This is a genomic window from Kitasatospora sp. NPDC003701 (genome assembly GCF_053587085.1).
Map to the genome: position 1 here is coordinate 15,371 of NZ_JBSFNM010000076.1, position 26,243 is coordinate 41,613.

Genomic DNA, 26,243 nt, shown 5'->3' on the forward strand with positions numbered 1-26,243 from the left:
GCGACGCAACTCCGTGATCGTTGTGAGCTGAGCTGAGCTGAGCAGCCGAGGGGGCCTCTCCGGTTCAACCGAGAGCCGCGCAGTGGACGACATCGATCACCTGGCCGAGGGCAAGAGCGCAAACGGCGCGGGGCCACAGGTCGGCGGGTTCTGCGGTGTGGTCCTTGAGGTCGACGACCACCGCGCGCCCGGGCAGGGCCGGGGCGAGGCCGTTGCTCGCGGGGGACGCCCCGGTCTCCCGCGAGGGCCCTTCTCCACCTCTCCGAACGATGGTGGGCCGCCGGTAGGGCGGCCCACCATCAGTGCGTTCCGGTGGCTCAGTAGAGGACGACGGAGAGTCGCGCCGGGCCGGTCTCGGTGGTGGTGTCGCAGAAGTAGACGATGGCCTGGTGGCTGTTCACGTACGCCTGGCCGGCCGCGTGGCAGGAGGCGGCGGTCGGGTAGATGCCGACGTAGGTGTAGGTGGCCGCCTGGGCGGTCGGGGCGGCGATCAGGGCGCCGCCGGCCACGAGTCCGGCCACGGCCACGGCGGAGAATGCCTTGCGAAGCGACATGAGTGGTCTTCCTCTCCTTGGTGAGCGCCGGGGTCGTGCCCCTGCGCTTCGTCGAGGAGCCTCCTCCGATTGTGAAGACGGGGCAATGGTCGAGACCAATTCCGACCGGAAGCAGTGTGGTGTTTCTGTGACGGTGCAGGTCATGGGCTCGCCTGTCGGGCTGACGATCATCTTCCGGACAGTTCTTGCACTGTTCGGAACCTGACAGTCCGTTTTGACCGATTCGCCAGGACATTCCCGGGCCGCCGAGGCCTGGTCCACGAAGAGCGGTCGCCGCGGGAGGGCGGTGGCGGCCTGTTCGCGGGAGGAGGCGCTGGCGAACGCGGAGGCCGGCGGCCTCGGCCTCGCCCTGCGGCACCGGATCCGGAGGCGGGCAGCGTGAGCGAACACCCCACCAACGGCCTCGACGACGCGGTGCACCAACGGGTGCGTCTGGGCGTCCTCGCGGTGACCGAGGAAGCCCGGCGGGTCGAGTTCACGTTCCTGCGCGAGCGCCGAAGCACCCGCACCTGGATCCACCTCACCAAAGCGGGCAGGCAAGCCCTGGACGACGAGGTCGCGGCACTCAAGGCACTGATCCGCCAGCTCGAAGGACCCACCGCGGCCGCGGGCGCGGAGGAAGACGCCGGACCCGGGCCCGCAGCCCCCGCACCGCGCTGGAGCAGCAGGCTTTCAGGTAGCCCGTGATCCAGCCGTGAGCATGGCCCGACCAGGCTGGAGCCGCCGCTCGCCGGCGTCACCGGGCCCGAGAGCGCGGGACGGTGGCGGCCTCTCAGGTGACCGGGGCGGTGTCCTCAAGCACGGGCAACGGGACCGGCAAGGGCACGCGAGTGGTGCGCGGGTGCGTGAGCCGGGTTGGACGGGGCGGTGGCGTTGAGGTGTGCTGCGCATGCGAGGGACCTCTTCTCTCACGTCCGGCTGGTGTCGGCCGCGCGTGGTGGGGCGGGAGCCGGGGTGCGTGGGCGACCCCGGAGGGCGGCCGGCGGCGTCCGCCGGACCTGGCCGGCGAGTCCTCGGACACAGCGGGCACAGGCGGAGATCGGCGGCTTGGAGAACACCGCCGGAGCCGGGCCTGATCGATGCCCCTGATCGGGCCCGGCTCCGATGTGTGCGTCGGGTGTTCCCCCTACGAGGCCGCGTGCGAGCTCGGCGTCAGCGGGCAGACCGTGAGCGGGCACCTGCGGTTGCTCTACGGCCGGGTCGGCGTCCGGACCGCCGCCCACGTCGTTCATCTGTGGCCCGCGGTGTTCGTCGGTGCAGTCGTTTCCGGTGCCGGCGCCGGTGTCAGGGGCGTCCGAGGGCCCGGTGGGTCCATCCAGCGGCCCGCCAGCGAGCGGGGTCGAGGGTGCCGCGGCCGTCGATGACATGGGGGACGGCGACGCGGGTGGCGAGGTCGGCCGGGTCGATGCGGGTGAACTCGGGCCACTCGGTCAGGTGAAGCAGCAGCTCGGCGCCGTCGGCTGCCTCGATCGGGTGATCGGCGTAGTCGAGCCGGGGGTGGGCCTTACGGGCGTTGTCGAGAGCCTTCGGGTCGAAGACGGTGACGGTGGCGCCGGCCTGGTGAAGGGCCTGGGCGACGGCGAGGGCGGGGGAGTCGCGGATGTCGTCGGTGTCGGGCTTGAAGGCGGCGCCCCAGACGGTGATCCGCTTGCCCCTGATCACGCCGTCCAGCTGCTCGCGGGCGAGGTCGACCATGCGCTCGCGGCGGCGGTTGTTGATGGTGTCGACCTCGCGCAGGAAGGTCAGGGCCTGGTCGGCGCCGAGTTCGCCGGCGCGGGCCATGAAGCCGCGGATGTCCTTGGGCAGGCAGCCGCCGCCGAACCCGAGGCCGGGCCGCATGCCCCGGCGGCCGATCCGGGCGTCGTGCCCGAGAGCCTCGGCCAGCAGGTGGATGTCGGCGCCGGAGGTCTCGCAGACCTCGGCCATCGCGTTGATGAAGGAGATCCTGGTGGCGAGGAAGGCGTTCGCGGCGGACTTCACCAGCTCCGAGGTGGCCAGGTCGGTGACGATGACCGGGGTACCGGACTCGATGATCTTGCCGTAGGCCTGGCGGATCACGGCCTCGGCCCGGGTGTTCTCGCCGGTGAAACCGAGGACGATCCGGTCGGGGTGGAGGGTGTCCTCGACGGCGTGGGACTCGCGCAGGAACTCGGGGTTCCAGCAGACCTCGACCTGGTCGCCCGCTGGGGAGAACTCGCACAGGATGTCGATGACCTGCGGGGCGGTGCCGACCGGGACGGTGGACTTCCCGACGATGACGGCCGGGCCGGTCAGGTGCGGGGCGAGCCGGCGGACGGAGGCGAAGAGGTGGGTGAGGTCGTAGGCCATCTCGCCGGGCTTCTGCGGGGTGCCGACGCCGATGAAGTGCAGGTCGGCGAAGGCGGCGGTCTCCGCGTAGGAGGTGGTGAACCGCAGCTGCCCGCCGGCGGTGTGCTTGGTGAGGAGCTCGTCCAGGTCGCGCTCGAAGAACGGCGCGCGGCCGGCGTTGAGGGAGGCGACCTTGTCGGGGTCGATGTCCATGCCGAGGACCTGATGGCCGAGTTCGGCCATCGCGGCGGCGTGGGTCGCGCCGAGGTAGCCGCAGCCGATGACGGTGAGCTTCACGAACGTGTCCTTCCGAGAGGGGTGGGGGCCGCCCGGCCGGCGCCCTGCCCCACTGGAGGGCGGGGTCAGGCGGGCCGGGCGGCGAGGTAGCGGTGGATGCCGTGGCGGATGAACGGTGGGAGGGTCAGGACGGGCAGGTGCTCGGGCGCGAAGAACTGGAGCTTGACGCCCTCCGCGAGCGGCAGGGTCTGCTCGTCGCCGTTCCAGGCGCCGGAGAAGAAGGTGATGATCTGGCCGGAGCCGACGCTGTCCTTCGTCTCGAAGAGCTCGGCCAGGTCGTCGACGGCCAGGCCGGCTTCCTCGTCGAGTTCGCGGACGATCGCTGCGGCGGGGGCCTCGCCGGGGTCGCAGCCGCCGCCCAGCAGGCTCCAGTGGCCGGGCCAGGCGATGTGCTCGATGTCGTCGCGCAGGTGGAGGAGGAGCTCGCCACGCCGGTTGGTGATGATCGCGACCGCTCCGCGCGGTTCGGCGGCGGACGGCTCGTCGGGGAGAGTCTGGGAGTCCATCCCCTCACCGTAGTGAGCCGACGGCCCGTCATGCCGCCATCTCCACCGGCTGGTCGTTGAACCAGGCGGCCGCCATGAGCGACAGCATCCGAGTCCGGTCGAACCGCCCGCCGGGCTTCAGGCCGCCGGCCAGCAGCGGCCGCAGCGAACGCGGGGCCTGGTCGAGAGCGGAGCTGATCTGGGCGGTCGCCCAGGGCTCCAGCGGGCCGCTGAGCCAGCTCGGGACCGGGGAGGCGAAGCCGAGCTTGTCCCGACTGCCCCAGACCTCCCGCGGCAGTCCGAGCGCCTTCGCCGCGTCCCGCAGGATCCGCTTGCCGGCCGCCGGATCGCCGATCTTGAACTCGACCGGCAGGCGGTAGCAGAACTCGATCAGGTCCCGGGCCAGGAACGGCGAGCGCCGCTCCAGCGCGAACGCGGAGGCCAGCTTGTCGCTGGTCATGACCAGCGGGCGCCAGGCCGTGGCCAGGTCCGCGAGCGTCAGCCCGCGGGCCAGGTCACCGCCAGCCCGGGCCAGGGCGTCGGCGACGACCTCGCGAAGTCGCCCGTCCGGGTCCTGCCCGCGCAGGATGAGCCGGACGATCGCCTCGGCCGGCTCCAGCGGCTCACCGGCCGGGTACAGGAGCTTGGAGGCCAGCGGCCGGTAGGACTCCATCCCGGCGTCCAGCACCGCCTGTGGACCGAAGAGGGCGAGCGCGTGGCGGACGTAGCCCATCAGGAACTCGTCCGGCCCCAGCCCGCCGACCACGACACGGAGGCCGCTCTCGGCGATCGCCCGGTAGGCCATGTGCTCGGAGAACGTCGACGCGTTGCCCATCGGGTAGTCCAGCGCGTGCATGATCTCCGGCAAGCAACGGGCGAAGTCCGCGGCGGTCGGCTCGATGACGACCAGTTCGGCGCCGATGTCCCGGGCGACGACGGCCGCCGTCGCGGACTCGTCCAGGCGGTCCTGACCGGGATAGCGGACGGTGACGCAGACCTGCGGCCGCATCAGGTAGGCCAGCACCGAGGAGTCCAGTCCGCCCGAGAGTAGGAGCGCGAAGTCCGAGCCGGGGGCTCGCAGGGGGACACGGTCGGCAAGCAGGGTCGAGAACCGGGCCAGCGCGGTGCGGTAGTCGCCCTGCCAGGGTTCCAGGCCCTCCAAGGTCCACCAGGTCCGCTGGACCAGCGAGCCGGTGGCAATGTCGAAGGCCAGCAGGCCGGCCGGCGGCAGGAGCTGGATGCCCTGGAACGGGGTGTCGACGCCGGTCGGCGTCTCGATGGACAGCATCTCCGGGCGGACGACCAGCGGGGCGGTGCCGTAGCCGGTCAGGGTGGTGACTTCGGAGGCGAACGCGAGGCGGCCGCCGTCCAGACGCCAGTAGAGCGGCTTCTCGCCGAGCCGGTCGCGGGCCAGGAACAGCCGGCCCTCGCGCGGGTCATAGGTGGCGAGGGCGAACATGCCGTCCAGGGCGGCCAGGCAGGCCGGCCCCAGCTTGGCCCAGGCCCGCAGGACCAGGTGGGCGTCCGTCTCGCCGGGCTCCAGGACGATGCCCCAGGCCGCCGCGACCTGCCGGTAGTTGTAGATCTCGCCGTTGAAGGTGAGGACGACGCCGCTGGCCGGGTCCTCGTAGGGGCCGGGCCGGGCAGCGGGGTCGACGATCAGCAGGGTGTTCATGGACAACACCGCCCGGCCGTCGGCCGAGGTGGTCCGGCGGGTCCCGTCCGGGCCGCGGTGGTGCTGAGCGAGCCCCATCGCGGCGACGGTCGTGTGATGGCGGGCGGCGTCGGCGCCGGCCAGTCCTGCGATGCCGCACATCTGGTTGTCACCCCCGAGCGTGAATCGGTGAAGGCCTCCGCCGGAAGATCTGTGGTCCGGTCCGGCGGAGGCCCGGAGCACCAGACAACCGCGTCCGGCCGGGCCGGGGCAGGGCTCGCACGGGGGCTCACAACTCGCGAAAGCGGTTCACTGCGAGCGGTGGAGCCAATACCCTCGGTGATCCGGCTTCGGTGCCGGGCGTACGACTTCTCGTGTCCAGTTACGTACGACTTCCGCGCAGAGCCGCGCGGAACGGATGAGGGGGACGCTGTGGCGTCGACCACCCGCCGGGCCAAGCCGCCGAACGACGCGCTGGCCCGGATGATCGAAAAGTGCGAGGGGGCCAGCCACAAGTCGCTGGCCCACCGTGTGAACCAGCTCGCTCACGAGGCTGGGCTGACCACCAACTACACGCATACCTCGGTCGCGAACTGGTGCCGCCGCGGCATGGTCCCCGACTGGCCAGTGCCCAAACTCCTGGCCCGCGCGATCGGCGAGCGGCTCGGCCGACCCGTGGAACTCGCGGAGATCGGTATGGCGGATGCGGAGACACCGGACTCCGCGGTGGGGTTGGATTTCCCGCGAGACCCCGCCGACGCCGTGCGCGTCGCCACCTCGTTCTGGAGCACTGTGGACCGCCGCGACTTCCTCACCGGAACGGGCTTCGCCGTCACCGCGTTCGCGACCCCGTTTGCCCGCTGGCTGGTCACCCCCGCAGACGACGACTCCGCCCACCGCGGCCGCGGCCGGGTCGGCGCCGCCGACCTGGCTGAACTGCGGGAGGCCGCCGCCGACGCCCGGCGGTGGGACTCGAAGTACGGAGGCGGGAACTGGAAGGCCAACTCCGTCACCGCCTGTCTGCAGGAACGGGCCGTGCCGCTGCTGAACGGCTCGTTCAGCGACGACGTGGGCCGCGAGCTGTTCTCGGTGACCGCCGAGCTGTCCCGCTTGGCCGGCTGGACCGCCTTCGACGTCGGCCAGCACGACGCCGCCCAGCGGCACTTCATCCAGGCCCTGCGCCTCGCGCGGGCCGGCAGTGACATCGAGCTCGGCTGCTATGTCCTGACGACCATGGCGATGCAGACCCTGCTGCGCGGTTTCGCCAGCGAGGCCATCGACATGACCCAGGGCGCCTTCCAGCGTGCCAAGGCGAACGCGGCCCCCAGGGTGTTGGCCTTCACCAAGCTCATCGAGGCCCGGGCCCATGCCCGCGACAACAACGCCAAGGCCGCCTCCGCCGCGCTGACCACCTCCGAGAACCTGCTCGACCAGGCCCGCGACGGCGCCGGGGAACCGGCATGGATCGACTTCTATCACCACGCCCGGCTCTCCGCCGACGCCGCCGAGATCTTCCGCGACCTGAAGAACCCCAAGGCCGCCCTGGCCTGGAACGCGCAGGCCGCCGCCATGCAGCCCGGGGTGTTCACCCGCTCGGTCGGCATGCGCCTGGCCATCGTCGGGACGGCTCACCTCCAGGGCCGCGACCTCGACCAGGGCCTCAAGCTCGGCAACCAGGCCGTCGACATCCTCGCCCGCGTCCAGTCCAGCCGGGCCCTGGACTACGTCCGCGAGTTCAACACCGCACTGACCCCCTGGCGGCGCGAGCCCGCCGTTCGCGACTTCGTCCACCGCACTCGCACCGAGCTCGGCGTCGTGGCCTGACGCGCCTGGCGAAATCCCTGTGCATGTCCAGGACTCGGTCACTCCAGTCGCTCCGGCTCCGTGGGGGCGGTCAGGGGTGCGGGAAGCGCGCGACGTTGTCGGGCAGCTGGGCCTGTTCTTCGGCCTGGCGCAACCGGTCGGCCAGGACCGTGCCAGCGAGGGCGAGATGGGTGACCTGGTCCTTCAGCCCCGTGTTCTCCGTCGTCAGGTCGGAGACTCGCTTCTGTCTCAGCTGGTTGGGCGATGGCGTAGTGGGGGTCGGCGATCTCGCGCAGGCGGTCCGCGTTGCCGGGTGGGCGCCTCAGCTCACCGGGGCCCGCCGGGGCGGAGGCGGGAGCTGAGTGCGGAGGCGGCTCGTGAGGGTGCGGCCGAGGTCCTTGGTGAGGAGGTTCGTGTCGCTGATGCCGAGTCGGCGGACGAGGTCGGTGGCGTGGAGGCGAACGGCGGCCTCCACCAGTCGAGCGTAGGTGTCGGTGGCTGCCCGGGTGCGGTGGCGGGCGGTGGCGGCGAGTACCGCGGCGAGAGGGGTGGCGGGCCACCACCAGACAGTCAGGAGTGCGTAGAGCGCGGACCACGCGCCGAGCGTGGTGGCGCGTGAGAGCGCGGTGCGAGCGGTCGTCAGTTCACCGCGGACGGTATCCGGCAGCACGAGCCAGAGGTGTGGCCAGACGGTGGCCAGGTCAAGGTGGTATTCGCGTTCGAGCCGGAGCGACGCGGCGTGGATCCGGTCGCCGCTCCAGGTGGGACGGTCGGGCCGTTCGACTGCGATCAGGTCCCGGCTGCGGGCGGCCCGGTGCCGGACCTTGGGATCGGGCCGATGGGCGGGGTCGGGAGCCTTCGCCCGCTGGTATTCGGTCCGCCAGATGCTGTGTGCGGTGTCCCAGCGCTGCCGACGGCGGTGGACCACACGTTCGGCGAGATCGTGGAGGGGGCGTGGCCAGGCGCGCCAGCCGGCGGCCAGTACTCGCCGTTCGATCAGTGCGCCGAGTGCCTGCGCGACCACGCCGGCCGCGGCGGCCCCGGCCAGGATCGAGGCGAGCAGCACCAGCTGTCCGCCGGTGGTGGTCGCCACGGGTGCCTTGGCGTAGTCGGTGATCCTGGTCGTCAGCCGGTCCGAGTCCAGGGCGTGGCCGTGGCCGAGGGTGGCCGCCGCGGCGGCGGCCGCCAGGTACAGGGCGCCGGGCAGGACCAGCAGCGAGAGCCATCGCTCGGCGAGCTTCTTGCCGAGCTCGTCCAGGAGTCCGGCCATCAGTCGAGGATTTCGCGCGGCAGCTCCCGGCCGCTGATCGAGCAGCGGGCGGGGAACGTGGCGATCTCGGCCTCGTCCCGCCCGCCGCACAGGCGTATCGGGCACCGGTAGACGATCTCCAGGCTCTCCGCGCCCGCGACGTCGACGCCGCGGAAGTCGGTCTGCCCGTACACCCCGGATGCGTCGCCTGCTGTCTGCAGGGCCACGTGCACCTGGTCGAGCAGGTCGGCCAGGTCCTGTCCGGGCCCGTTCTGTCCGGGGAGCGCGCGGAGCGCGGCCGTCAGCCGGGGCAGCGGCCCCGAGGGGTCGGCGGTGCCGAGGAAGGCGTTGAGGTCGTCGAGATTCCCGCAGACATAGGCCAGTCCGGCGGCGACGCGCGCGGAACCGGTGTCCTGTGTGCTCAAGCTGGATCCCCCCAGGTGCGGTGGCGGCAGGCGGTCGCGATCGCTCCGCACGATATCTTCCGGAAGCGCTCGCCGGACAGCAGATCGGGTGACTAGCCTCTGCTTTACCGGTTCTGACGGAGATTCAGTGACTACGGAGGCATGCATGGGGGGCGACCGGTGGCAGGACGCCGTGGCAGCCAGGCTGGAGCGGGTGTCGGAGACGGAGAGCCTGGCGCCGGTCCTGGAGCCCATGGCCCTGGTGGAGGCCCGGGAGCTCACCGCCCTGATACTCGACGACGGGCGTGACCTGGACGCCCGCTTCCTCCTGGGGTGGTTGCACTGGTACCGCTACCACGCCCTGCCGAAGGGCCAGGACCACGACGACCAGCTCGCCATGGTCGAGATGTTCCTCCCTTGCTTCATCGGCGGTACGGACCTCGAACTCATGCCCGAGCAGCTGGTGCCCTACCTGGCGTATCGAGCGGTCCCGCATGCCGAGGAGCTGCTGCTGCGAGCGGCGGCGGCGAGCGACCTCCATCTGATCACCACGGCGGCGGAGCTGTGGCGGCGGATCGCGGACCACTCCGAGCCGGATCCGGCGGACCGCTCCTCCGCGCTGCAGAACCTGGCGGCCCTCCTGCAGTTGAAGTTCCTGCGGACCGGGCTGGCAGCCGACCTGGGTGAGGCGATCCGGGTGGGCCGCGAGGCGGTGGCGGCGACCCCGGCCGACGACCCCGACCGCGGCGCCCGCCTCTCCAACCTCGGCGGCTCGCTGCGGACCCGCTTCGAGCAGATCGGGGCGCTCGCGGACTTGGACGAGGCCGTCCGGGTGGGCCGCGAGGCGGTGGCCCTCACCCCGGTGGGCGGTTCCGAGCGGGCCGCGGCCCTGACCAACCTCTCGACCACCCTGCGGGCCGGCTTCGTGCGGGTGGGGCTGGCAGCCGACCTCGACGAGGCGGTCGGGCTGGGCCGCGAGGCGGTGGCCCTCACCCCCGCGGGGGAGCCGGGCCGGGCCGCCCGCCTGGCCAACCTCGGGGCAGTCCTGCTGGCCCGCTACGACGTGCTCGGGGTGCTCGACGACCTGGGCGAGGCGATCCGGGTGAGCCGCGAGGCTGCGGCCGACACCCCCGCTGGGAGCCCCGAGCGGCCCGGTGTGCTGTCCAATCTCGGCAACATGCTGCGGACCCGGTTCGAGCGGACCGGATCGCTCGCCGACCTTGACGAGGCGGTCGCCACGCTCGACGCCGCCGTGGAGAGCGCCCCCACCACCCACCCCGAACGGGGCGTCATCCTGGCCGGACTCGGGGGTGCGCTGCACCGCCGCTTCCAGCAGGGCGGTGTGGAGGGCGACCTCGACCGGGCGGTCGCCAGCCTCCGGAAGGCGGTGAACGGCACGGCCTTCGACCACGCAGGCCGGGCCGACCTGCTGACCAACCTCACCACCGTCTTGCAGACCAAGTACGAGCTGACCGGGCGGCAGGACGACCTGGACGAGGCGGTCCGGATCGCTCGGGAGGCCGTTACGGACTGCCCCACCGGGAGCCCCAACCGGGCCGTCGTCCTGGCCGCTCTCGGAAACGCCCTGACCCGCCGGTTCGAGCGGATCGGGGTGCAGGAGGACCTGGACGAGGCGATCGCCGTACTCCAGGAGGCGGCTGCCTGCGCTCCTGCAGGTGATCCCCGACGGGCAGCCGTCGTGACCAGTCTCGGAAACGCCCTGCGGCACCGGGCCGACCGGACCGGATCGCAGGAGGACCGCGACGCGGCGAGCGCCCGACTCCACGAGGCGGTGGACGCCGCCGACGATGACCAGGTCGACCGGGTCAGCGCCCTGGTCAACCTGTCGAACGCCCTGACCGTCGGCTTCGAGTCGACGGGCGACCTGGGGGATCTGGACGAGGGCATCCGGCTGCTCAGAAAGGCGGTCGCGGCCATCTCCGCCGATCAGCCCGACTGGCCCCGCGTGCTCTCCAACCTCGCGGGCGTCCTCCAGCGCAGGTTCGCGCGCACCGGGGACGAGGCCGACCTCGACGAGGCGATCCGGGCGGGGCGGCAAGCGGTCGAGGCCACCCCCGCCGACCACTCCGAGCGGCCCGGGCGGCTGACCAACCTCGGCCTCGCACTCCGGGTCAGGTACCTGGAGGACAGGGAGCCGGCCGACCTGGACGAGTCGATCAGCAGGCTCGCCGAGGCGGTCTCCCTCGTCCACCCCGACCACCCCGAGCGGCCGAGCTTCCTCACCAACCTCGGCGGCTCGCTGTACAGCCGGTTCGTGCGGTCCGAGTCGCTGCGCGACCTGGACGAGGCGATCAGGGCGGACCGGGAGGCTGTGGACACCATCGGCGCCACCCACCCCCTGCGCCCCAAACTGCTGTCGAACCTCGCGGGCGGCCTCCGCGCCCGGTTCGTCATGACCGAGGAGCCCGCCGACCTGGCCGTCGCCCTCGCCACGTACGAGGAGGTGGCGGGAGACGAGCTGGCCGCCCCCTCGGTCCGGATCCGGGCGGCCCGTTCGGCGGGCGAGCTGGCCGCGGACACCGAGCCGGGCCGGGCGGCGGCCCTGCTGGAGCTGGCGGTGCGGCTGCTTCCCCAGGTCGCTCCCCGCCAGTTGGGGCGGAACGACCAGCAGTTTGCGCTGGGCGGCTTCGCCGGCCTCGCCGCCGACGCCGCGGCGCTCGCGCTGAACAACCCCGCCACCCCCGAGGACCAGCGGCCCGCCCTGGCGCTGAGACTTCTGGAGGCGGGCCGGGCGGTCCTGCTCGGCCGGGCCCTGGAGGCCAGCAGCGACCTTGCCGACCTGATGAACAGTCACCGTGCGCTGGCCGAAAGCTTCGTCGACCTGCGCAACCGGCTCGACCAGCCGTCCCCCGAGCTCGCCGGCGACGGGGGCACGGCCGCAGTCGAAGCCGTCGGACGCGAGCGGCGGCGGCTGGCCACCGCGTGGACCGACCTGCTCGCCGAGATCCGAGAGCAGGAGGGGTTCAAGACCTTCGCCCAGCCACCGGAAACCGAGGACCTGCTGGCCCAGGCCGCCGAGGGGCCGGTGGTGGTGTTCAACCTCAGCGAGTACCGCTGCGACGCCCTGCTGCTCACCGCTGACGGCATCGACTGCCTCCCGCTGCCACACCTGAGCCTGGTCATGGCGCGCGCCATGGCCACCGTCTTCCATCTGGCGGTGGCCGACGCCACGCGGGCGCGCACCATACCGGAGCGGGTGGCCGCCCAGGAGCAGCTGAACCTGCCCCTGCGCGGGCTCTGGGAATTCGCCGCGCGCCCGGTCCTCGACGCACTCGGCTACACCGGCGCACCCGCCGCGGGCGAGGAATGGCCCCGGGTGTGGTGGGTGCCCGGCGGGGTGCTGGGCATGCTGCCCGTCCACGCCGCCGGCTACCACGACGACCCCTCCGATCCCGCCGCCCGGGCCGTGCTGGACCGGGTGGTCTCCTCCTACACCCCGACCGTCGGCGCCCTCCGGCACGCCCGCCGCGATCCCGAACCCGCCGGCCCGGACACCGCCGGGCGTGCCCTGATCGTGGCGATGCCCACCACGCCCGGCGGCCCCCGCCCCTTGGGCCACGTGCGCGACGAGGCCGACCGGCTGGCCGCGCGACTTCCCGGTTCGACCGTGCTCGTCGAACCCGAGCCGACCAGGAGCAACGTCCTCTCGTTGCTGGCCACCTTCCCGATCGCGCACTTCGCCTGCCACGGTGTCAACGACCCCGGCGATCCGTCGCAGAGCCGTCTCCTGCTGCACGACCACGAGGACGCCCCGCTGACCGTCGCCGCCCTCGGGCCCGTCCGGTTGCGGCACGCCAGGCTCGCCTACCTGTCGGCTTGCGAGAGCGCCCTGACGACCGACACCAAGCTCGTCGACGAGGCCATCCAGCTGGCCTCGGCCTTCCAACTGGCCGGGTACCGCCACGTCATCGGCACGCTGTGGGCCATCGACGACTCCTGGGCCGTCCGGATCGCCGACGACTTCTACGCCGGCCTGGTAACCGACCGGGTCCCCGACACCGACCGGGCGGCCCACGCCCTCCATCATGCCGTCCGCGCCGTACGGCACGCGCTCCGAGCCACTCCGTCACTCTGGGCTGCGCACCTGCACGTCGGTGCCTGACGCCGCAGCCCCCGGCGCCCGCGGTGCGGTAGGGGCTCAGGCGTGAGTGCGCGCGCCCGCTCGGTTGAGGTTCGGGCAGGTCGGCGAACAGGGATGGCCAGAAGAGAGTGCTACCCGGCCGTTCTGCCATTCTTCGGCGAACACAACCGGCGCACCGACAGCTCGATCACCACGCTCGGCCCGGCGCACGGCGCGTCCGCCAAGTGCCGGCCCGACCGGCTTCGCACCCGCTCGGACAGGACCTCGCAGTCAGGGCACGGCACGAGCCTGCCCTCCGGCGTCGACGCTTCGATCACCACGAGGCCGTCCCGCACCTCTGTGCACTCGACCCGCATCCCCACGCGGTTCGGCTGCCGGGAGAAGATCTCCTCACGCGCGGTCAGCACCATCCGGAAATGAGGGAGCGTCACCGGCGTACGGAAGCGCGATCGGCTTCACGAAATCCGTGCCTGCACCTGTTCCACCCGTTGCCGACAGTCTCGTTGGGTGCTCCCGGCCTGCTGTCTCCCCGGGCCGGTGCACGCGGGTGTCGTGGTGGTGTTCCGGGGGCCGTGGCGGCCGGTGTCCGTGGGCGGGGGCACTCAGCGGGAGAGTCCGGCGCGGTGGGCGAGGATGGCGAGGCGGACGCGGTCGCGGGCGGCCAGCTTGTGGAGCAGGCGGGACATGTGGGTCTTGGCGGTGCCCTCGGTGATGTGCAGGCGGGCAGCGATCTCCGGGTTGGTGAGACCGTCGCCGACGAGGGCCAGGACCTCGCGTTCCCGCGCTGTGAGCGCCGCCACGGCGGTGCGGGCCCGCTCCCGGCCGGGGTCGGGGAAGGCGCCCGTTCCGCCGGAGGGCTCCGCCGACGGCCGGGTGGTCGGGTCGGCGGCGAGGAGGCCGGTGATCAGGGCGCGGGCGACGGTGGGGGCGAGCGCGGCCCCGCCGGCGGCGACCGCCCGGGTCGCGGCCAGCAGCTCGGCCGGCTCCGCGTCCTTCAGGAGGAAACCGCTCGCCCCCGCACGCAGCGCGCCGTGCACGTACTCGTCCAACTCGAAGGTGGTGAGGATCAGCACCCTGCTGCCGGACGGGCCCGCGGTGATCCGGCGGGTCGCCTCGATACCGTCCAGGCCGGGCATCCGAACGTCCATCAGCACCACGTCGGGCCGCTCCCGGCAGGCCAGTTCCACCGCTTGCGCCCCGTCCGCGGCCTCACCGGCGACAGCGAACCCCGGGGCGAGCCTGAGGATGCCGGCGAACCCGGCGCGGACCAGCGCCTGGTCGTCGGCGACCAGCACCCGAACGGTCATCGCCCGGCCGCCCCGGCCAGCGGCAGACCGGCTGTCACCCGGAACCCGCCGGCCGGCAGCGGGCCGGCGGTGCACCACCCCCCGTACGGCGCGACGCGCTCGCACATGCCGGCCAGGCCGGTGCCGCCGCCCGGGCCGCCGCCTGTTCCGCCGGAGGGGTCCCGAGGCCCCGCGTCACCGCGGCCGTCGTCGGTGACCTCCAGCCACACCTCGCCGTCCCGGTACTCCACGTCCACCCGGGCCCGCGCCGCGCCCGCGTGGCGGACCACGTTCGCCAGGGCCTCTTGGACGACCCGGTACCCCGCCAGGCCCACGCCGGGGGGCACTTCACGTTCGGGCCCGCGTACCCGGATGTCCACGGCGACCCCGGCCGCCGCCGTCCTGGCCGCCAGCCGTTCCAGGTCCGCCGGGGCCAGGGCCGGCGCGGGCGCCGGGACGGTCGGCACCGGCCCGGCATCCTCGCGGAGGACGGCGAGCAGCGCTCGGGTCTCCCGCAGGGCCTCCGCGCTCACCGTGCGGATGGCGGCCAGCGCGGCGGCGGTCTCCTGCGGCCGCTGCTCCAACGCGTACTGGCCGAAGCCCGCCTGCACGCTCACCACGCCGAGGCTGTGCGCGACGATGTCGTGCACGTCCCGGGCCAGGCGCAGGCGTTCGCCGTCCCGTACGGCACGCTCCAGGGCCGCGCGGTCCGCGGCGTCGGCGACCGCGCGCAGCCGGTTGCGGCGCACGGCGTCGCCCACCGCCCAGGCGGCCGCCTGCCCGACCACCGCGAGCAGGACGTTCCCCCGGACCTCGCCCGGCGCGACCAGGGTGACCGCCCAGCCGAGTGCCGCGGCGCCGAGGGCCACCCGGCCGGTCCGCGGGTCGTGGGCCGCCGCCGAGTAGGCCACCAGCAGGCCGACCAGCACCGCCCAGAACCCCACGACCAGCCCGATCGCCGGCTGGCGGCAGGCGGCGACCAGGCCGGCCCAGGCCGTCACCGTGAGCCCGCAGGCCACGGCGGGGTGGCGACGGCGCAGCGCGAGCGCGGTGCCGAGCGCCGCGACGGCGAGCAGTGCCACGGGAAGGGCCGCGGCCTCGGGTGGCGGATTGCCGCGCCCGTGCGGGTCGAAGTCGCGGACCGCCGCGAGGACACGGACGCCGGTCACGGCGCTACCGGCCAGCGCGGCCGAGGCGTCGGCCAGGGCCCAGTGAGCCCAGTGGGCCCTGGCCGGCCGCCGGGTCGTCCCGGGCGGTGCCGGCGGCGGGGCAACGGCGAAGGGCTCGGCGGTCTCCACGCGGCAAGGCTAGCCACGAGCCGGCCGTCGGACATCCGACCAGGGTCGTATGCCCGTGGTGGGACGCGGCGGCCGGGAGGACCCGCCACCGTGGAGCGCAGCCGCCCCGGTCCCGGCCCCTCGCCCCTGCGGGGGCCGGGCTGCGAGGCCGTGCGCCTCCCATGAAGAACCCCACGAAGGAGCCCGGATGACCGACCGCCACCGCCCCCTCCTCGCGGCGCTCGCCGCCGTGCTGGCCGCCGGCGCGCTCGTCGCCGCGGCGCCGGCCGCGACGGCCGCCGCGCCCACCCCGCGGGGCACGAGCACGCCCGCGTCGATCCGCCTCACCCTCCCCGCGCCCACCGGCCCGAACCCCGTCGCGACCACCGCGCTGCACCTCGTGGACCAGCACCGCACCGACCTGTGGGCGCCCACCCCCCGCCCGCGCGAACTGATGGTGCAGCTCTGGTACCCGGCCGCCGCCTGCGGCCCGTCCGGCCGGCCCCGCGTACCCTGGACCGGCACCGCCGAGCAGGCACAGCTGGAGTCCGGCTTCCTCGGTGTCACCCCCGGGCACCTCGTCTGGGCGCCCACCCACTCCCTCCAGGACGCGCCCGCCGCCCGCACCGGCCGCCATCCCGTCGTGCTGTATTCACCCGGCTCGCGCGGCGACCGCTCCTTCGGCACGGCGGAGGCCGAGGACCTCGCCTCGCGCGGCTACGTGGTCGTCGGGATCGACCACACCTTCGACGCCGGCGAGGTGCTGTTCCCCGGCGGCCCCGACGGGCGGCTGGAGGTCCGCAACACCCCTGCCGTGCACGCCATGACCGACGACGAGATCGTCGCCTACCGCACCACCGACACCCGCTTCGTCCTGGACCGCCTCACCGACCTCGCGGCCGGCGACAACCCCGACGCCGAGCGGCGGGACCTGCCACCGGGCCTCGGCGCGGCCCTCGACCTCACCGCGATCGGCATGCTGGGCCATTCCATGGGCGGCGCGACCGCCGTCCAGACCCTGCACGACGAACCACGCGTCCTGGCCGGCGTCAGCCTCGACGGTCCGGTCTTCGGTACCGCCGCCACCGACGGGCTGGCCCGCCCGCTGCTGCTCATCGGCGCGTCCGACGTCCGCCCCGCCCGCGACGCGATGTGGGACGCGCTCTGGCCCCGGCTCACCTCCTGGCGCCGGCAGCTCACCCTGAGCGGCTCCGGCCACCTCACGTTCAGCGACTTCGCCGTTCTGCTGCCCGCCGCACGCCCGGTCCTCAGCTGGCCCGACGAGCAGTTCGACCAGCTCCTCGGCACCATCGACGGCTCCCGGGCCGTCGCGGCCCAACGCGCCTACCTCGCGGCCTTCTTCGACCTCCACCTGCGCCATCGCCCGACTACGCTTTTCGACAGCCCGACCCCGCTCTTCCCGGAGATGCTCCGCCGCCGCTGAGGCCCGCGGCAGCGGCCCCGCGATTGAAGTGGCTCTGGCTCTTCCGGAAAGGAGCCAGAACCCCAGAAGTGACGTCACTCGACGATCCGCGGCCTCACCGGAGTCCCTCGCCGGGACCTCAACCGCGGTGACCGCCAGCGTCACCCACGCCAGGATTTCGGGCGTCGTCGAGGGCTGCGTCAACAGGTCATAACGATCAAGAGGGCGATGTACGGCTGGGCTTCCTTCCATCTCCTGCGAATCCGTATCCTCACCAAGCGCAACTGGAGCGGGCCGCCGCTACGGAGCAGCGGGGGTATGCGTGAACTGGTTGACGGGACAACGAGTACGGTCGTGGCGCGCTCGAAGGCAGGGCTGGGACCTCGACATCGTGCGGGCTCTGCGGCTGCCGGTGCCGCGCACGACGCAAGAGCACGCCCGCGACCTCATCCGGCAGGGGAGCTGGGAGGCGGCGATCAACGAAGTGCGTGCAGCGACCGGCTACGACCGTCAGGATGCCCGATGCGTCGCGCTCGCCCTCGCGTACGCGTGGAAGCTTCCGACCAGTCGATCCTCCCCACCCCATTCGGCAGAGGCTTGCTCACTCAGCATGGGCGTGTCACGGAAGGGGAAGTCGAGCCGGCACCCGAGGAACAGCAGCGAGAGCGATGCGCGGTGAATCGCTCGCTGTGCCTGCGGCGCGTCACTGCTCGGCGTGTGGCCGGGTCAGTTCGGCTCCGACCCTGGCCAGCATCTGGTCGAGGAGGTGGAGGGCTCGTGCCCGTGTCGGCACTCCTCGTGTTGTTCCCGCCCAGCAGGCGTCGGTGAGCTTCTCGGTCACGGCGAGGGTCCGGTCGTCGTCCTGTGCGGCCATGACGAGGACGAACCGGACGTAGTCGCCGATGTTGCTGCCGTGGGGGTGCTGGTTGGCGAAGGTCTGCAGGCGCGGTGTCAGGGCGGGCAGGGTGCGGTCGGTGGGGGAGACTACGGCGAGGCCGGCGAGGGCGAGCCGGACCGCAGGGCATTCGGCGGGCCAGCGGGTCAGCAGGTCTGGAGTGCGGGCCCGGACCACGCTGCGGGCCCGGGCCTCGCTGTCGGGATCGGCCTGTTGAGGAGTGTTCGGCCAGGTCTGGGCAAGGTGGCGTTCGCCGACGGTGGCAGCCCTGACCAGCAGATGGACGGCTTGGAACCGCTGTCGGGCGGGAACCCGGTCGTCGACGGCGAGGGCCGCGAGCAGGGCGAGGCCGTCGGCGGTGGTCGGCTGGCAGGTGTCCTGGTGGAGGATCTCGTTGTAGAAGTCGCCGAGGAAGCTCCGGTCGTCCCGGTGGGGGTCGATCTCGGCGTCGAACAGCATCGCCGCCTGGGGCGGCCTGCGGCCCGGCAGGCGGTCGGCGATGACGTTCCGGAAGAGCTGCCGGATCGGCGGACCGGAGCCGATCGCGTCCTGCCGGGGCCGCGCGGGTTCGGCGTGCGTATCCATGGCCAACGCAGCCTACTGGAGCACCTCGGACCGACGACCCGTCGCCTGGGCGGAGGCTGGCAGGTCGTCGCCCCGGAGCCCTCGGCGGTCAGCTGGCCATGGCGGGTGCTTGGCTCCGTGCCCGGGTCGAGGCGAGGCGACAGGAGTCGGCGCCGGTCTCGATGATGGTGTCGTTGAAGGTGAGGCAGTCGACGAGATCCCGCGCGGCTCCTTGCCTCCGGCACCAGGGCGACTGCCCGAGCCTGACCACCGATGCCCCCGATCATTCAGGCCCGGGCCGGTGCGCCCATTCCTGGTCGAGGATGCTGAAGACTTCGGAGTCACGCCAGCCGTCCCGGATCAGCGCGGTGTGCCGGTGTCGGCCCTCGTGGGTCATGCCGAGCTTGCCCAGCACCCGGGCCGATGCGACGTTGCGAGGATCGCAGGTCGCATAGATCCGATGCAGTCCCATCAGCTCAAACCCTCTGCCGAGAAGCTCCCCGCCGATGGCAGTGCCCACGCCTCGACCCCACACCCGAGGATGCACGAGGTAGGAGATCTCGCCCTGACGGTGGGTCGGACTACGAACCTTCAGCTCGCCCATACCGACGAGTTCACCGTCGAGGCAGGCCGCATACACGAATCTCGCCTGTGGGGACCGCAGTCGGGCATCCACCGCGCTTTGGACGAAGTCCCGCGTCTGTTCCTCGGTGTTCGGCCCCCACGCCTGGTAGCGGCAGGCCTCCGGCAGGCTGGCGAAGGCATGTACAGCGTGGAAGTCACCGACCACGAGCTCGCGCATGGTCATCGAGGTTTTGATCACGAGCCGATCCTGTCAGGCCAGCATCGACAAGTACCAGCACCAAGTCGCGGGGCTCCGACACGATCACGACCGCATCATTGTCGTGCGGCAACTCGTAAGGCGCCCGCCATGGACGAACGACTGCTGGCCGAGGAACTCTCCGGTGCCTGGAACGACACCCGACTGCTCCGCGACGAGCTCGTGGAACAGGGAGAAAGGGCGGTCGCGTCGGTGCTGGAACTCGCATGCCTGGCCACGCGGCCTGGGACCCGGGAGCGCCGCTGCTCGCCGGTGGCGCCGACCCGACTCCTTGGGGCCTCCTGGTTCTCGTAGGGGGCAGCGCCACTCGTCGGGGGTCCAGTTGGCGCCGAGCGCGCCGATCAGCTTCTCGGCGGTTCTCGGCGGTCTGACCTCCTGGGCGGACGGCTCGACCCTCCGGGGAGTTCGTTGATCTCGCTACGGGGGCGCGGACCTCGTTGGCGGGTCAGGTGTAGTCGATGTCGTAGACGATGTCGGCTGAGAAGCTGAGCTCGTCGCCGCTAAGGGTTGTCGGGAGGCTTTTCAGGGTGATCACGGTGTCGGTCACCACTTCTTTCCCGCGCCCGATCGGGAACGGGAGTGCCGGACCTTTGCCGTCGGCGGTGCTTGCCTTGTCATCGCTGTCGCTGGGGAAACTGCCTGAGTCGTCCTCGACACCGTCCACTCGGACGCGGACCGTGGTGGCGGCGTCGGGCGGGGAGATGACGAGGTCGGTGGTTCCGGCGGGAACTTCGAGCATGTCCCCCGTGGACATCGGGTTCCAGGAGACCGGATCGGAAGTGACCGCCGAGGAGCCGCCGGTCATTGCGAAGGTGAACGCGCCGGATCCGCTTCCGAGCTGGTCGCTGTCGTCATGGCAGTACAGCCGGGCCAGCCGGGCGCGGACGACGCGCTGCTTCGTCCTGATCGTCTCCGGCGGTGTGGCGGGGGCGAGGCCGGTGGTGTTCCAGACGACGTCGTAGTTCCCTTGGTCGTCCCAGGCCAGGACATTGAACCAGACCACCTGGTTTGTGCGCAGAGGGATATGGCCCGTTGAGGTCGACGAGATCTGGTCGACGAGCGAGAGCCGGTGCACGAGAGCGGGGCTGGTCGAGACGGCGCTGGCGATCACGTTCGGCGCGAAGAAGTACGGGTCGGCCGTGCCACCGGGTCCAGCCATTTCGGGCGAACTGTCCAGGAGTTGGACCCGGGCCATGGTCAGGGACTGGGTGGCGAACGCGATGGAGACGAAGGTGCCGCCCGGGGTCACGACGACTCGGGGCTTGTTGCCGCAAGCCGTCAGATGGGTCCGCCGGGGGCCGCGGGTGATGGAGGGGAAGTCCAGGGCACCGATCGTGCGCTGCGGATCCGGATTCTCCGCGAGCCGGGCGCTGCCGCTTCCTCGGTTGAGAGCACGCACCTGGTAGATGCTCCCGAGGGGCACGGCCTGGATGGTCGGACTGACGGGGTCCTCGGACACCGGGCCGGTCCGGAGCGAGAAGTCCGGCGGCGGGGCTGCCGGTGTCCCACCCGAGGGGAAGGGAATCGTCCGTTCCCAGAACTCCAGGCCGGCCATCCCGTCCATGACGTCGCTCGCGTCAACGGTGAAGATCGCCGTGCCGGTGAGGGCGATCGCCGACGGGCGGTCCGCGAACAGTCTTCCCATCATGACCTCGCTTGTTCAGGTCGCGGCCACCCCGGGGAAGTCCGGTGCCGCAGTTCAGGCGTAGCTGACCGAGTAGAGGATCTTGGCTCCGAAACTCAACATGTCGCCGTCGGTGGTCGGCACGCTCTGGAGCTCCAGCAGCCGGTTGGTCACCTCCTCCCGGCCCTCGCCCACGGGGAAGCTCAGCGGGGTGCCGCGCCCCGCGCCACTGCCGAGCGGGCCGGCCGTGCTCGCGCTGTCGTCGGAGTCCGGGGGGACGCTGCCGACCTTGTCCTCTTCCGTGGCGTCCACCCAGACGACCACCCCGAAGTCGGTGAACGGGGCGACCAGCTTGAGGGGCGTCGCCAGGAGCGGGGTCGGAGGCATATCGGAATCCGAGGCCATCGGGTCCCACCGGAAGGTCTGGGTCACCGGCATGGCCCCGCCGGCGAGGCCGAAGGTGAAGTGCGCTTCACCGAAGCTCAGGTCGTCACTGTCGTCGTAGCAGTGGACCCGGACCAGCCTGGCCTCGACGGTCCGACTCTTGACCTTGATCTTCTCCGGTGGCGTGGAGGGGGCTGCGCCGGTGGTGTTCCAGATGAAATCGAAGAAGCCCGCCGCGTTCCAGACCACGATGATGAAGTGGAGCTCGGCGCCCGGGGTCAGGTGGATGTGGTCGGAGGTGAGCGGTGAGTGCAGGTCGTCGATCAACGAGAACTCGTGCATCCACGCCGGCCGGTCGGACGCCGCGGCGGCGACGACCTGCTGATCGCTGAAGAACGGGTGCCCGGTCAGCGTCTCGACCTGGGGCGGGCTGTCGGAGATCTGGACCCTGGCCATGGTCAGGTCGCTCGTCGCGAACGCGACCGACACGAACGTACCGCCCGGAGTGATGAGGGCTTGGGGCCTCTGGATGCAGCCGGTGAGGAAGGCGCTTCGTGTCTTGCCACCGAGGCAGGGCGTGTCGACCTTGCCGATCAGTAACTCCGGCGGCGGCTTCTCCGCGAGAGCCGGACTGCCCCTGCCCTTCTCGAAGAGTCGGGCCTGGTAGAGGAAGCCGACCGGGATGTCCTGGTGAAAGGTACGCGTCGGGTGGGGCGGGTTCCAGACCGGGCCGAGGACGAAGGGGGGCGGTGGTGCTCCCGGAGTGAAGGGGATCGTCCGGTGCCAGACCTCAAGTCCGACGGCACTCCCGGACGGGGCCACCGTGAAGTCTGCCCGGCCGGCGGTCCCCGCGTTGACGGCGATCTCGGTCGAGTTGTCCGGAGTGAACCTGACCATGGCACTTCACCTCGCGCAGGTCTACTCCTTCCATCATCACGCCACCGGGGACTTACCGCTGCGCGCCGCACCAGCCTGCCGAGTTCTCCCTGGAGACATGCGGGCGCACCGGCGTCCCGGGCACGGGGACGCGCCAGGCACCCGACCGCCGCCCCGTCCACCTGCGCGACGTCACCGTCCGGGACGGCCGGAGCACCCGCACCCTGCCAACCTGGCGCGGCCCCGTGACCCCTGTCAGCGGGTGGACACTCGGCGAGCCCGAGAGGAACGGACCAGCCGCGGCGTGGGACACCTCACCCCGCCACCGCGCCGGCCCGGCCCCCACGACCCCGTACGGTCGATGACGTGAGGATCAGGACCAGGAGTACGAAGGCAGGCCAGTGACACACCGCGGCGAGGACGCCCGGATGATGACCTGCACCGCATGCAGGGCGGTTGTCGAACGCACCCCGTACCGCTCCGGCACCTGCCCCGGCCGGCCGTGCCACGCCCACCCCCGCCCAGAGGCCCAAAGCCGCCTCGACGCCCTCATCCAAGCAAGCCCGGACACCACCTGGCCCAGCACCACCCAACTGCCCCCGGCCCCGGCATCCACCACCACCCGGACGCGACCCACCCGCACACGCCGCCTCGCCTCCCCGTGCACGGGGGCTCCGGTGTCGCCGGCGAACGGGGGCACGGGCGTCGCGTGGTGGCGCAGCGTGGCGGCCGGGGCGCGTCGTTCGGCGGTGGCGAAGCCGGTTCCGACCGAGCCGACGAAGGTGGGCCGGTCGCGCTGCAGGACGACGTCTCGCCATCGAGGATCAGCGGCGGCCCGGGTACCCCGGCGTGCGTCTCGGCGATCTCCGGGAACCGGTCGGTGCCGTTGCGACCGGTCAGCCGGACCGTGCCGTCCCCTCGCACGTATTCGACGGAGCGGGCGCCGTCCTTCTCCAGGCTGAGGCATGTCTCAGGGGCAGTGACACCACGCTCGACCCTGACCATCGGGCAGCCCGGGGTACGACCGTGCAGTTCGTGCGGCGTGCGGCGGTGGGTGGTTGTGCGCCGCGTGCTTCGGGCGCTGGTTCGCCCGCCCGGGCGGCAGGAGGTGCGGGTGGGTAGGCCGTAGTCGCGCGTACGGGCGGGCGCGGAGTCGAGGTCAAGCTCAATCTCGCCTCGCGCCTGAAGATCGGCCACTTGGAGCCGGTCGGCGCGGGAGCATCTCGTGACTTCACTGCCCATCAGAGTCCTTGCGGCCCAGGCAGAAAAGGTAGGTGTGTCCTTAGATGTCGTCCGAGCTCGAGTTCTCCCGCACAGACTTCTACATGCCATTCCCGCCGGCAGTTCCCAATCCGGCCCTCGCCCAGGCGGAGATCGCAACCTGGTGTTGGATCGATCAGATGGGCATCTGCCCGGCACCCGCCAATCGACGCTACCTGCGGCGTGCCCGGCCTCAACTGTTCCCCGCCCTGAATCACCCCCGCGCCGCCCCCGAGGTAGTCGCTCTGATCGGCCAGTGGACTGCCTTCGCCTTCATCCTCGACGACGAATTCGACGACGGGCCAGCAGGGGCACAGCCCTCGTTCGGTGCGAACGCCATCCAGCACCTCACCGCAATCATGCACGGTGCAAAGCCCACCAACGTCCTGGGCGAAGCACTGCTCGACCTCTGGAACCGACTCACTGCCGGCCGGTCAGCAAGCTGGCGTAGGTCCCTTCGCACGGATATCAGTAAGTGGCTATGGACCTACTACGCTGAAACCATCGACCGTATGAGCGGCCGCCTCCCGTCCATCGACGCCTACCAGCTGCACCGCATCGACTCCATCGGCATGCCGATGTACTTGGACATGTGCGAAATTGCGTGCTGTGTCGATCTCCCCGAGCAGGTGCGGCAACTGCCCACATGGCGCGAGCTCCGTGACTCCGCCTGCCAAGTAGTTGGTCTATACAATGATCTTTTGTCGGCCCGCAAGGAGCGCATCTCCGGGTACTCCCACAACGCGGTATTCATTCTGGAGAGGAATCATCAATATTCGACCCGGGATGCCGTCGGCCGAGTCAACGACCTGGTGACGACAAATGTCGAAAGGATGATTTCCCTCGAAAAGCAGGCCCTCGACCAAGTTGCCACGCTCGGTGGTGAGGACTTGCTCCCCGACGTCCTGCAATGCATGACCGCCTACCGAGAGCTCGTACGCGGTGACCATGATTACCACTTCCTCGTCCAGCGCTACATGCAACCCGAGGAAGAGCAGATGAGAGACGCACGCCATGTGAGCAATCTTCTCGGCGCGCCGCTCACGACTCCTTGACCTCGCGCGAGCTGCGGCGCTGACGGAATCTGCCCAGAGTGAGGGTGTTTCATGGGTTGTCGTACAGGCAGTCTCCGAGTGTCGGCCCCGGCCCGGATAGCCAGTGCCCAAGCGGAGGCACATTTTCGTGTCTGGAGAACCGTCCCATTTCACCTCGCCACACCAGCCGGGCCCGGACGACAGCGGGCCGGCCGTCGCGCGCATCGATTCGATGTGCGGCAGCCTGGTCTGGGCGGCTCCTCATGGCGCCATACCTCTCACGATGAGCCGCCCGGTACCCGGGCAGGCGCGCGATACCGCCGGGCGGGCGTACCGCGGTGGCCAGCGCGACCAGGGAGGGGGGAGCACCGCTGGTCCCCGCTACCGTGCTGAGGACCTTGTCTAGGAGATCGCCTGGCCTGAGTGCCGTCTGCTCATCGTTGCGCGGAGATGCTACGGCGACTAGACCTGCCGGCACCCGGGCGGCGCACCTCAAGCCCCGAGACCTGGAGCGCCTCGTCGCTCACCTGCGCCGCACCGGCACCGTCCTCCTCACCCCCGGACTCCGGCCCGGCGCTCAGCTGCGCCTGGAGGTGAGCTCCGGGCGGTGGTCCGGGCCGGGGGAGGGTCGCAGGCGGCTGACGGGCCGGCAGGTGCTGGTGACGGCTCGGAGCGGGGGTCTGCCTCGCGGTTTGGCGGTCGACCCCGGAAGTCCCTCGGGGGTGAGGTGAGGTCAGATCACTTGTGGGTCCTGGATCAGAGATTCGGGAGCGGTTTCTGTAGCGACTTCGGTGGCCGCGGAGAAGCAAGGCCATCTGGCTCCAGCCGGCGAGCAAGGTGTCAGGCCCTCCGCGCCGATCCGGAACCTCGCACGATCGGGGCCGCCCCGACGCCTCCACTCCTTCCCGCCGCTGTCACCCCAAAGAGCGCCGAGCCCAGAACAAGACATGGCCGCTGTCGCCCTCGGGCACGAACTCCTCGTGAACCACGTCGAGGCCGGCCCGCACGAGCCATGAGCGGTTCGTCGCGGCATCCGCGTGACTCCACCACATCGCCGCCCCGCCACCGAGCCAATTCTCATCGGTCCCGGTCCAGGCTCGATGCCCGGCGGTGGCCAGAAACCAGCCCCCGGGCCGCAGCCAGGAAGCGATCCGACTCAGCAGGGCAGGCTGTTCCTCCACCGGAATATGGATCAGGGCATACAGACAGACCACGGCGTCGAAGCTCTCTTCGGGGAACTCCAAGGTCGTGGCGTCAGCCCGGATGAAGTCAGCGCCCGGCACGAGTTCCCGCGCCCTGCGGATCTGGACCTCACTGATGTCGACGCCCGTCACCCGGTGACCAGCCGTGATCAAGGACCGGGCCGCCGGGACACCGGTGCCACACCCGATGTCCAAGACGGTGCCTGCCTCCGGCAACCGGTCGAGCAACTCCTCGATCCACGATCCGTACTTCGTCTCGCTGCCGAATGCCCGCTCATAGTGCTCCGAGAGCAGGTCGTACCCTCGCCGGACCACCTCTTTGGGATCTTCAACGTCCACGCGGCGCACGCTAACGGCGCATCGCCGGGAGCGCGACTCCTTTTCGGCTCAGGTCCGGCTGCCCGACCATCCACATCTGCTGATCGGCCTGCCCGCGATGCCCGCGATGCCCGCCTGCCCGACAGCCCCGACTGCCGCCGAACGCGCGCGGTCGAAGAAGGCCGCCTACGGCCACAAGACCGAGCACCGACTGCGGGTACGCGCCCAGGTCGTGCTGCATGCGGCGCGCGGTCGCTCCAACGCGCACATCGCCCGGGAGACGGGGCGGCATCCGGACACGGTGCGTGTGTGGCGAAGCAGGTCGCGAGACCGGTCAGGATTCGAGAAGCCCCGGCCGCCCCGCGGCGCCTAGCGTGATGGTCATGGCAACCACCACCTCCACC

General features: G+C 71.8%; 21 protein-coding genes. 7 read left to right on the forward strand and 14 right to left on the reverse strand.

All coding sequences use genetic code 11. From position 1 onward, the window contains the following. Window positions 1–317: 317 nt before the first annotated feature. A complete protein-coding gene (locus ACWDRR_RS39435; RefSeq protein WP_449777108.1) occupies window positions 318–554 on the reverse strand; it encodes a hypothetical protein in 237 nt (78 codons plus the stop codon). Window positions 555–932: 378 nt separating this feature from the next. On the opposite strand from ACWDRR_RS39435, the gene ACWDRR_RS39440 reads away from it, so the two are divergent. Next, window positions 933–1,241, forward strand: a complete 309-nt coding sequence (locus tag ACWDRR_RS39440) for a hypothetical protein (RefSeq protein ID WP_449777109.1) — start codon at window positions 933–935, stop codon at window positions 1,239–1,241. Between the two features lie 597 nt (window positions 1,242–1,838). On the opposite strand, the gene ACWDRR_RS39445 is transcribed toward ACWDRR_RS39440, so the two are convergent. The 3 genes from ACWDRR_RS39445 to ACWDRR_RS39455 all read right to left on the reverse strand — a co-directional run bounded on the left by ACWDRR_RS39445 (window position 1,839) and on the right by ACWDRR_RS39455 (window position 5,459). Then, window positions 1,839–3,158 (reverse strand): UDP-glucose dehydrogenase family protein, encoded by a 1,320-nt coding sequence (locus tag ACWDRR_RS39445; RefSeq protein ID WP_449777110.1) that lies wholly within the window; start codon window positions 3,156–3,158, stop codon window positions 1,839–1,841. Window positions 3,159–3,223: 65 nt separating this feature from the next. Next, entirely contained in the window at window positions 3,224–3,664 is a 441-nt protein-coding gene (locus ACWDRR_RS39450) for an NUDIX domain-containing protein (RefSeq protein WP_449777111.1), read from the reverse strand. Window positions 3,665–3,692: 28 nt separating this feature from the next. Further along, complete coding sequence (locus ACWDRR_RS39455) at window positions 3,693–5,459, reverse strand: asparagine synthetase B family protein (protein WP_449777112.1); 1,767 nt, start codon at window positions 5,457–5,459, stop codon at window positions 3,693–3,695. 270 nt (window positions 5,460–5,729) lie between these two features. On the opposite strand from ACWDRR_RS39455, the gene ACWDRR_RS39460 reads away from it, so the two are divergent. Next, on the forward strand, window positions 5,730–7,121 hold the full coding sequence (locus tag ACWDRR_RS39460) for a sporulation protein (protein WP_449777113.1): 1,392 nt from the start codon (window positions 5,730–5,732) through the stop codon (window positions 7,119–7,121). A 301-nt stretch (window positions 7,122–7,422) separates the two neighbouring features. On the opposite strand, the gene ACWDRR_RS39465 is transcribed toward ACWDRR_RS39460, so the two are convergent. Beyond that, window positions 7,423–8,370: a hypothetical protein gene (locus tag ACWDRR_RS39465; protein ID WP_449777114.1), complete on the reverse strand. Its 948-nt coding sequence runs from the start codon at window positions 8,368–8,370 to the stop codon at window positions 7,423–7,425. Then, entirely contained in the window at window positions 8,370–8,774 is a 405-nt protein-coding gene (locus tag ACWDRR_RS39470) for a hypothetical protein (RefSeq protein ID WP_449777115.1), read from the reverse strand. The genes ACWDRR_RS39465 and ACWDRR_RS39470 overlap by 1 nt, the downstream gene beginning before the upstream one ends. A gap of 145 nt (window positions 8,775–8,919) precedes the next feature. On the opposite strand from ACWDRR_RS39470, the gene ACWDRR_RS39475 reads away from it, so the two are divergent. Further along, entirely contained in the window at window positions 8,920–12,876 is a 3,957-nt protein-coding gene (locus ACWDRR_RS39475; RefSeq protein WP_449777116.1) for a CHAT domain-containing protein, read from the forward strand. A 110-nt stretch (window positions 12,877–12,986) separates the two neighbouring features. Here the strand turns inward: ACWDRR_RS39475 and ACWDRR_RS39480 are convergent, their stop codons facing one another. The 3 genes from ACWDRR_RS39480 to ACWDRR_RS39490 all read right to left on the reverse strand — a co-directional run bounded on the left by ACWDRR_RS39480 (window position 12,987) and on the right by ACWDRR_RS39490 (window position 15,439). Then, a complete protein-coding gene (locus ACWDRR_RS39480) occupies window positions 12,987–13,265 on the reverse strand; it encodes a hypothetical protein (RefSeq protein ID WP_449777117.1) in 279 nt (92 codons plus the stop codon). Between the two features lie 192 nt (window positions 13,266–13,457). Next, window positions 13,458–14,162 carry a response regulator gene (locus tag ACWDRR_RS39485; protein WP_449777118.1) on the reverse strand — a complete coding sequence of 235 codons (705 nt, stop codon included), beginning with the start codon at window positions 14,160–14,162 and terminating at the stop codon, window positions 13,458–13,460. After that, the gene (locus ACWDRR_RS39490) at window positions 14,159–15,439 is read right to left on the reverse strand and encodes a sensor histidine kinase (protein WP_449777119.1); all 1,281 of its coding nucleotides are present in this window, start codon (window positions 15,437–15,439) and stop codon (window positions 14,159–14,161) included. The genes ACWDRR_RS39485 and ACWDRR_RS39490 overlap by 4 nt, the downstream gene beginning before the upstream one ends. Before the next feature lie 187 nt (window positions 15,440–15,626). On the opposite strand from ACWDRR_RS39490, the gene ACWDRR_RS39495 reads away from it, so the two are divergent. After that, the gene (locus tag ACWDRR_RS39495; protein ID WP_449777120.1) at window positions 15,627–16,862 is read left to right on the forward strand and encodes an alpha/beta hydrolase family protein; all 1,236 of its coding nucleotides are present in this window, start codon (window positions 15,627–15,629) and stop codon (window positions 16,860–16,862) included. A gap of 682 nt (window positions 16,863–17,544) precedes the next feature. On the opposite strand, the gene ACWDRR_RS39500 is transcribed toward ACWDRR_RS39495, so the two are convergent. Together ACWDRR_RS39500 and ACWDRR_RS39505 are read right to left on the reverse strand one after the other, a co-directional pair. Then, entirely contained in the window at window positions 17,545–18,321 is a 777-nt protein-coding gene (locus ACWDRR_RS39500) for a hypothetical protein (RefSeq protein WP_449777121.1), read from the reverse strand. 262 nt (window positions 18,322–18,583) lie between these two features. Then, window positions 18,584–19,123: a GNAT family N-acetyltransferase gene (locus ACWDRR_RS39505; RefSeq protein WP_449777122.1), complete on the reverse strand. Its 540-nt coding sequence runs from the start codon at window positions 19,121–19,123 to the stop codon at window positions 18,584–18,586. A 108-nt stretch (window positions 19,124–19,231) separates the two neighbouring features. Here ACWDRR_RS39505 and ACWDRR_RS39510 point away from each other — a divergent pair, with 108 nt between their 5' ends. Further along, window positions 19,232–19,435 (forward strand): hypothetical protein, encoded by a 204-nt coding sequence (locus tag ACWDRR_RS39510; RefSeq protein ID WP_449777123.1) that lies wholly within the window; start codon window positions 19,232–19,234, stop codon window positions 19,433–19,435. 151 nt (window positions 19,436–19,586) lie between these two features. Here the strand turns inward: ACWDRR_RS39510 and ACWDRR_RS39515 are convergent, their stop codons facing one another. Both ACWDRR_RS39515 and ACWDRR_RS39520 read right to left on the reverse strand, forming a co-directional pair. After that, the gene (locus tag ACWDRR_RS39515; RefSeq protein ID WP_449777124.1) at window positions 19,587–20,696 is read right to left on the reverse strand and encodes a hypothetical protein; all 1,110 of its coding nucleotides are present in this window, start codon (window positions 20,694–20,696) and stop codon (window positions 19,587–19,589) included. A 144-nt stretch (window positions 20,697–20,840) separates the two neighbouring features. Next, complete coding sequence (locus ACWDRR_RS39520; protein ID WP_449777125.1) at window positions 20,841–22,046, reverse strand: hypothetical protein; 1,206 nt, start codon at window positions 22,044–22,046, stop codon at window positions 20,841–20,843. Window positions 22,047–23,311: 1,265 nt separating this feature from the next. On the opposite strand from ACWDRR_RS39520, the gene ACWDRR_RS39525 reads away from it, so the two are divergent. Continuing rightward, complete coding sequence (locus tag ACWDRR_RS39525; protein ID WP_449777126.1) at window positions 23,312–24,340, forward strand: terpene synthase family protein; 1,029 nt, start codon at window positions 23,312–23,314, stop codon at window positions 24,338–24,340. A gap of 893 nt (window positions 24,341–25,233) precedes the next feature. Here the strand turns inward: ACWDRR_RS39525 and ACWDRR_RS39530 are convergent. Continuing rightward, a complete protein-coding gene (locus ACWDRR_RS39530; RefSeq protein ID WP_449777127.1) occupies window positions 25,234–25,860 on the reverse strand; it encodes a class I SAM-dependent methyltransferase in 627 nt (208 codons plus the stop codon). 106 nt (window positions 25,861–25,966) lie between these two features. Between ACWDRR_RS39530 and ACWDRR_RS39535 the strand changes: the two genes are divergently transcribed. Continuing rightward, window positions 25,967–26,212: a helix-turn-helix domain-containing protein gene (locus tag ACWDRR_RS39535; RefSeq protein ID WP_449777129.1), complete on the forward strand. Its 246-nt coding sequence runs from the start codon at window positions 25,967–25,969 to the stop codon at window positions 26,210–26,212. Window positions 26,213–26,243 lie beyond the last annotated feature (31 nt).

Bases quoted from the DNA above. Each gene is read 5' to 3' on its own strand.
- ACWDRR_RS39450 (WP_449777111.1), bottom strand. From the start codon at position 3,664: ATGGACTCCCAGACTCTCCCCGACGAGCCGTCCGCCGCCGAACCGCGC.
- ACWDRR_RS39455 (WP_449777112.1), bottom strand. From the start codon at position 5,459: ATGTGCGGCATCGCAGGACTGGCCGGCGCCGACGCCGCCCGCCATCAC.
- ACWDRR_RS39485 (WP_449777118.1), bottom strand. From the start codon at position 14,162: ATGACCGTTCGGGTGCTGGTCGCCGACGACCAGGCGCTGGTCCGCGCC.
- ACWDRR_RS39500 (WP_449777121.1), bottom strand. From the start codon at position 18,321: ATGGATACGCACGCCGAACCCGCGCGGCCCCGGCAGGACGCGATCGGC.
- ACWDRR_RS39475 (WP_449777116.1), top strand. From the start codon at position 8,920: ATGGGGGGCGACCGGTGGCAGGACGCCGTGGCAGCCAGGCTGGAGCGG.
- ACWDRR_RS39495 (WP_449777120.1), top strand. From the start codon at position 15,627: ATGACCGACCGCCACCGCCCCCTCCTCGCGGCGCTCGCCGCCGTGCTG.
- ACWDRR_RS39520 (WP_449777125.1), bottom strand. From the start codon at position 22,046: ATGGTCAGGTTCACTCCGGACAACTCGACCGAGATCGCCGTCAACGCG.
- ACWDRR_RS39465 (WP_449777114.1), bottom strand. From the start codon at position 8,370: ATGGCCGGACTCCTGGACGAGCTCGGCAAGAAGCTCGCCGAGCGATGG.
- ACWDRR_RS39515 (WP_449777124.1), bottom strand. From the start codon at position 20,696: ATGGCCGGCCTGGAGTTCTGGGAACGGACGATTCCCTTCCCCTCGGGT.
- ACWDRR_RS39525 (WP_449777126.1), top strand. From the start codon at position 23,312: ATGTCGTCCGAGCTCGAGTTCTCCCGCACAGACTTCTACATGCCATTC.
- ACWDRR_RS39435 (WP_449777108.1), bottom strand. From the start codon at position 554: ATGTCGCTTCGCAAGGCATTCTCCGCCGTGGCCGTGGCCGGACTCGTG.
- ACWDRR_RS39535 (WP_449777129.1), top strand. From the start codon at position 25,967: ATGCCCGCCTGCCCGACAGCCCCGACTGCCGCCGAACGCGCGCGGTCG.
- ACWDRR_RS39510 (WP_449777123.1), top strand. From the start codon at position 19,232: ATGGACGAACGACTGCTGGCCGAGGAACTCTCCGGTGCCTGGAACGAC.
- ACWDRR_RS39480 (WP_449777117.1), bottom strand. From the start codon at position 13,265: ATGGTGCTGACCGCGCGTGAGGAGATCTTCTCCCGGCAGCCGAACCGC.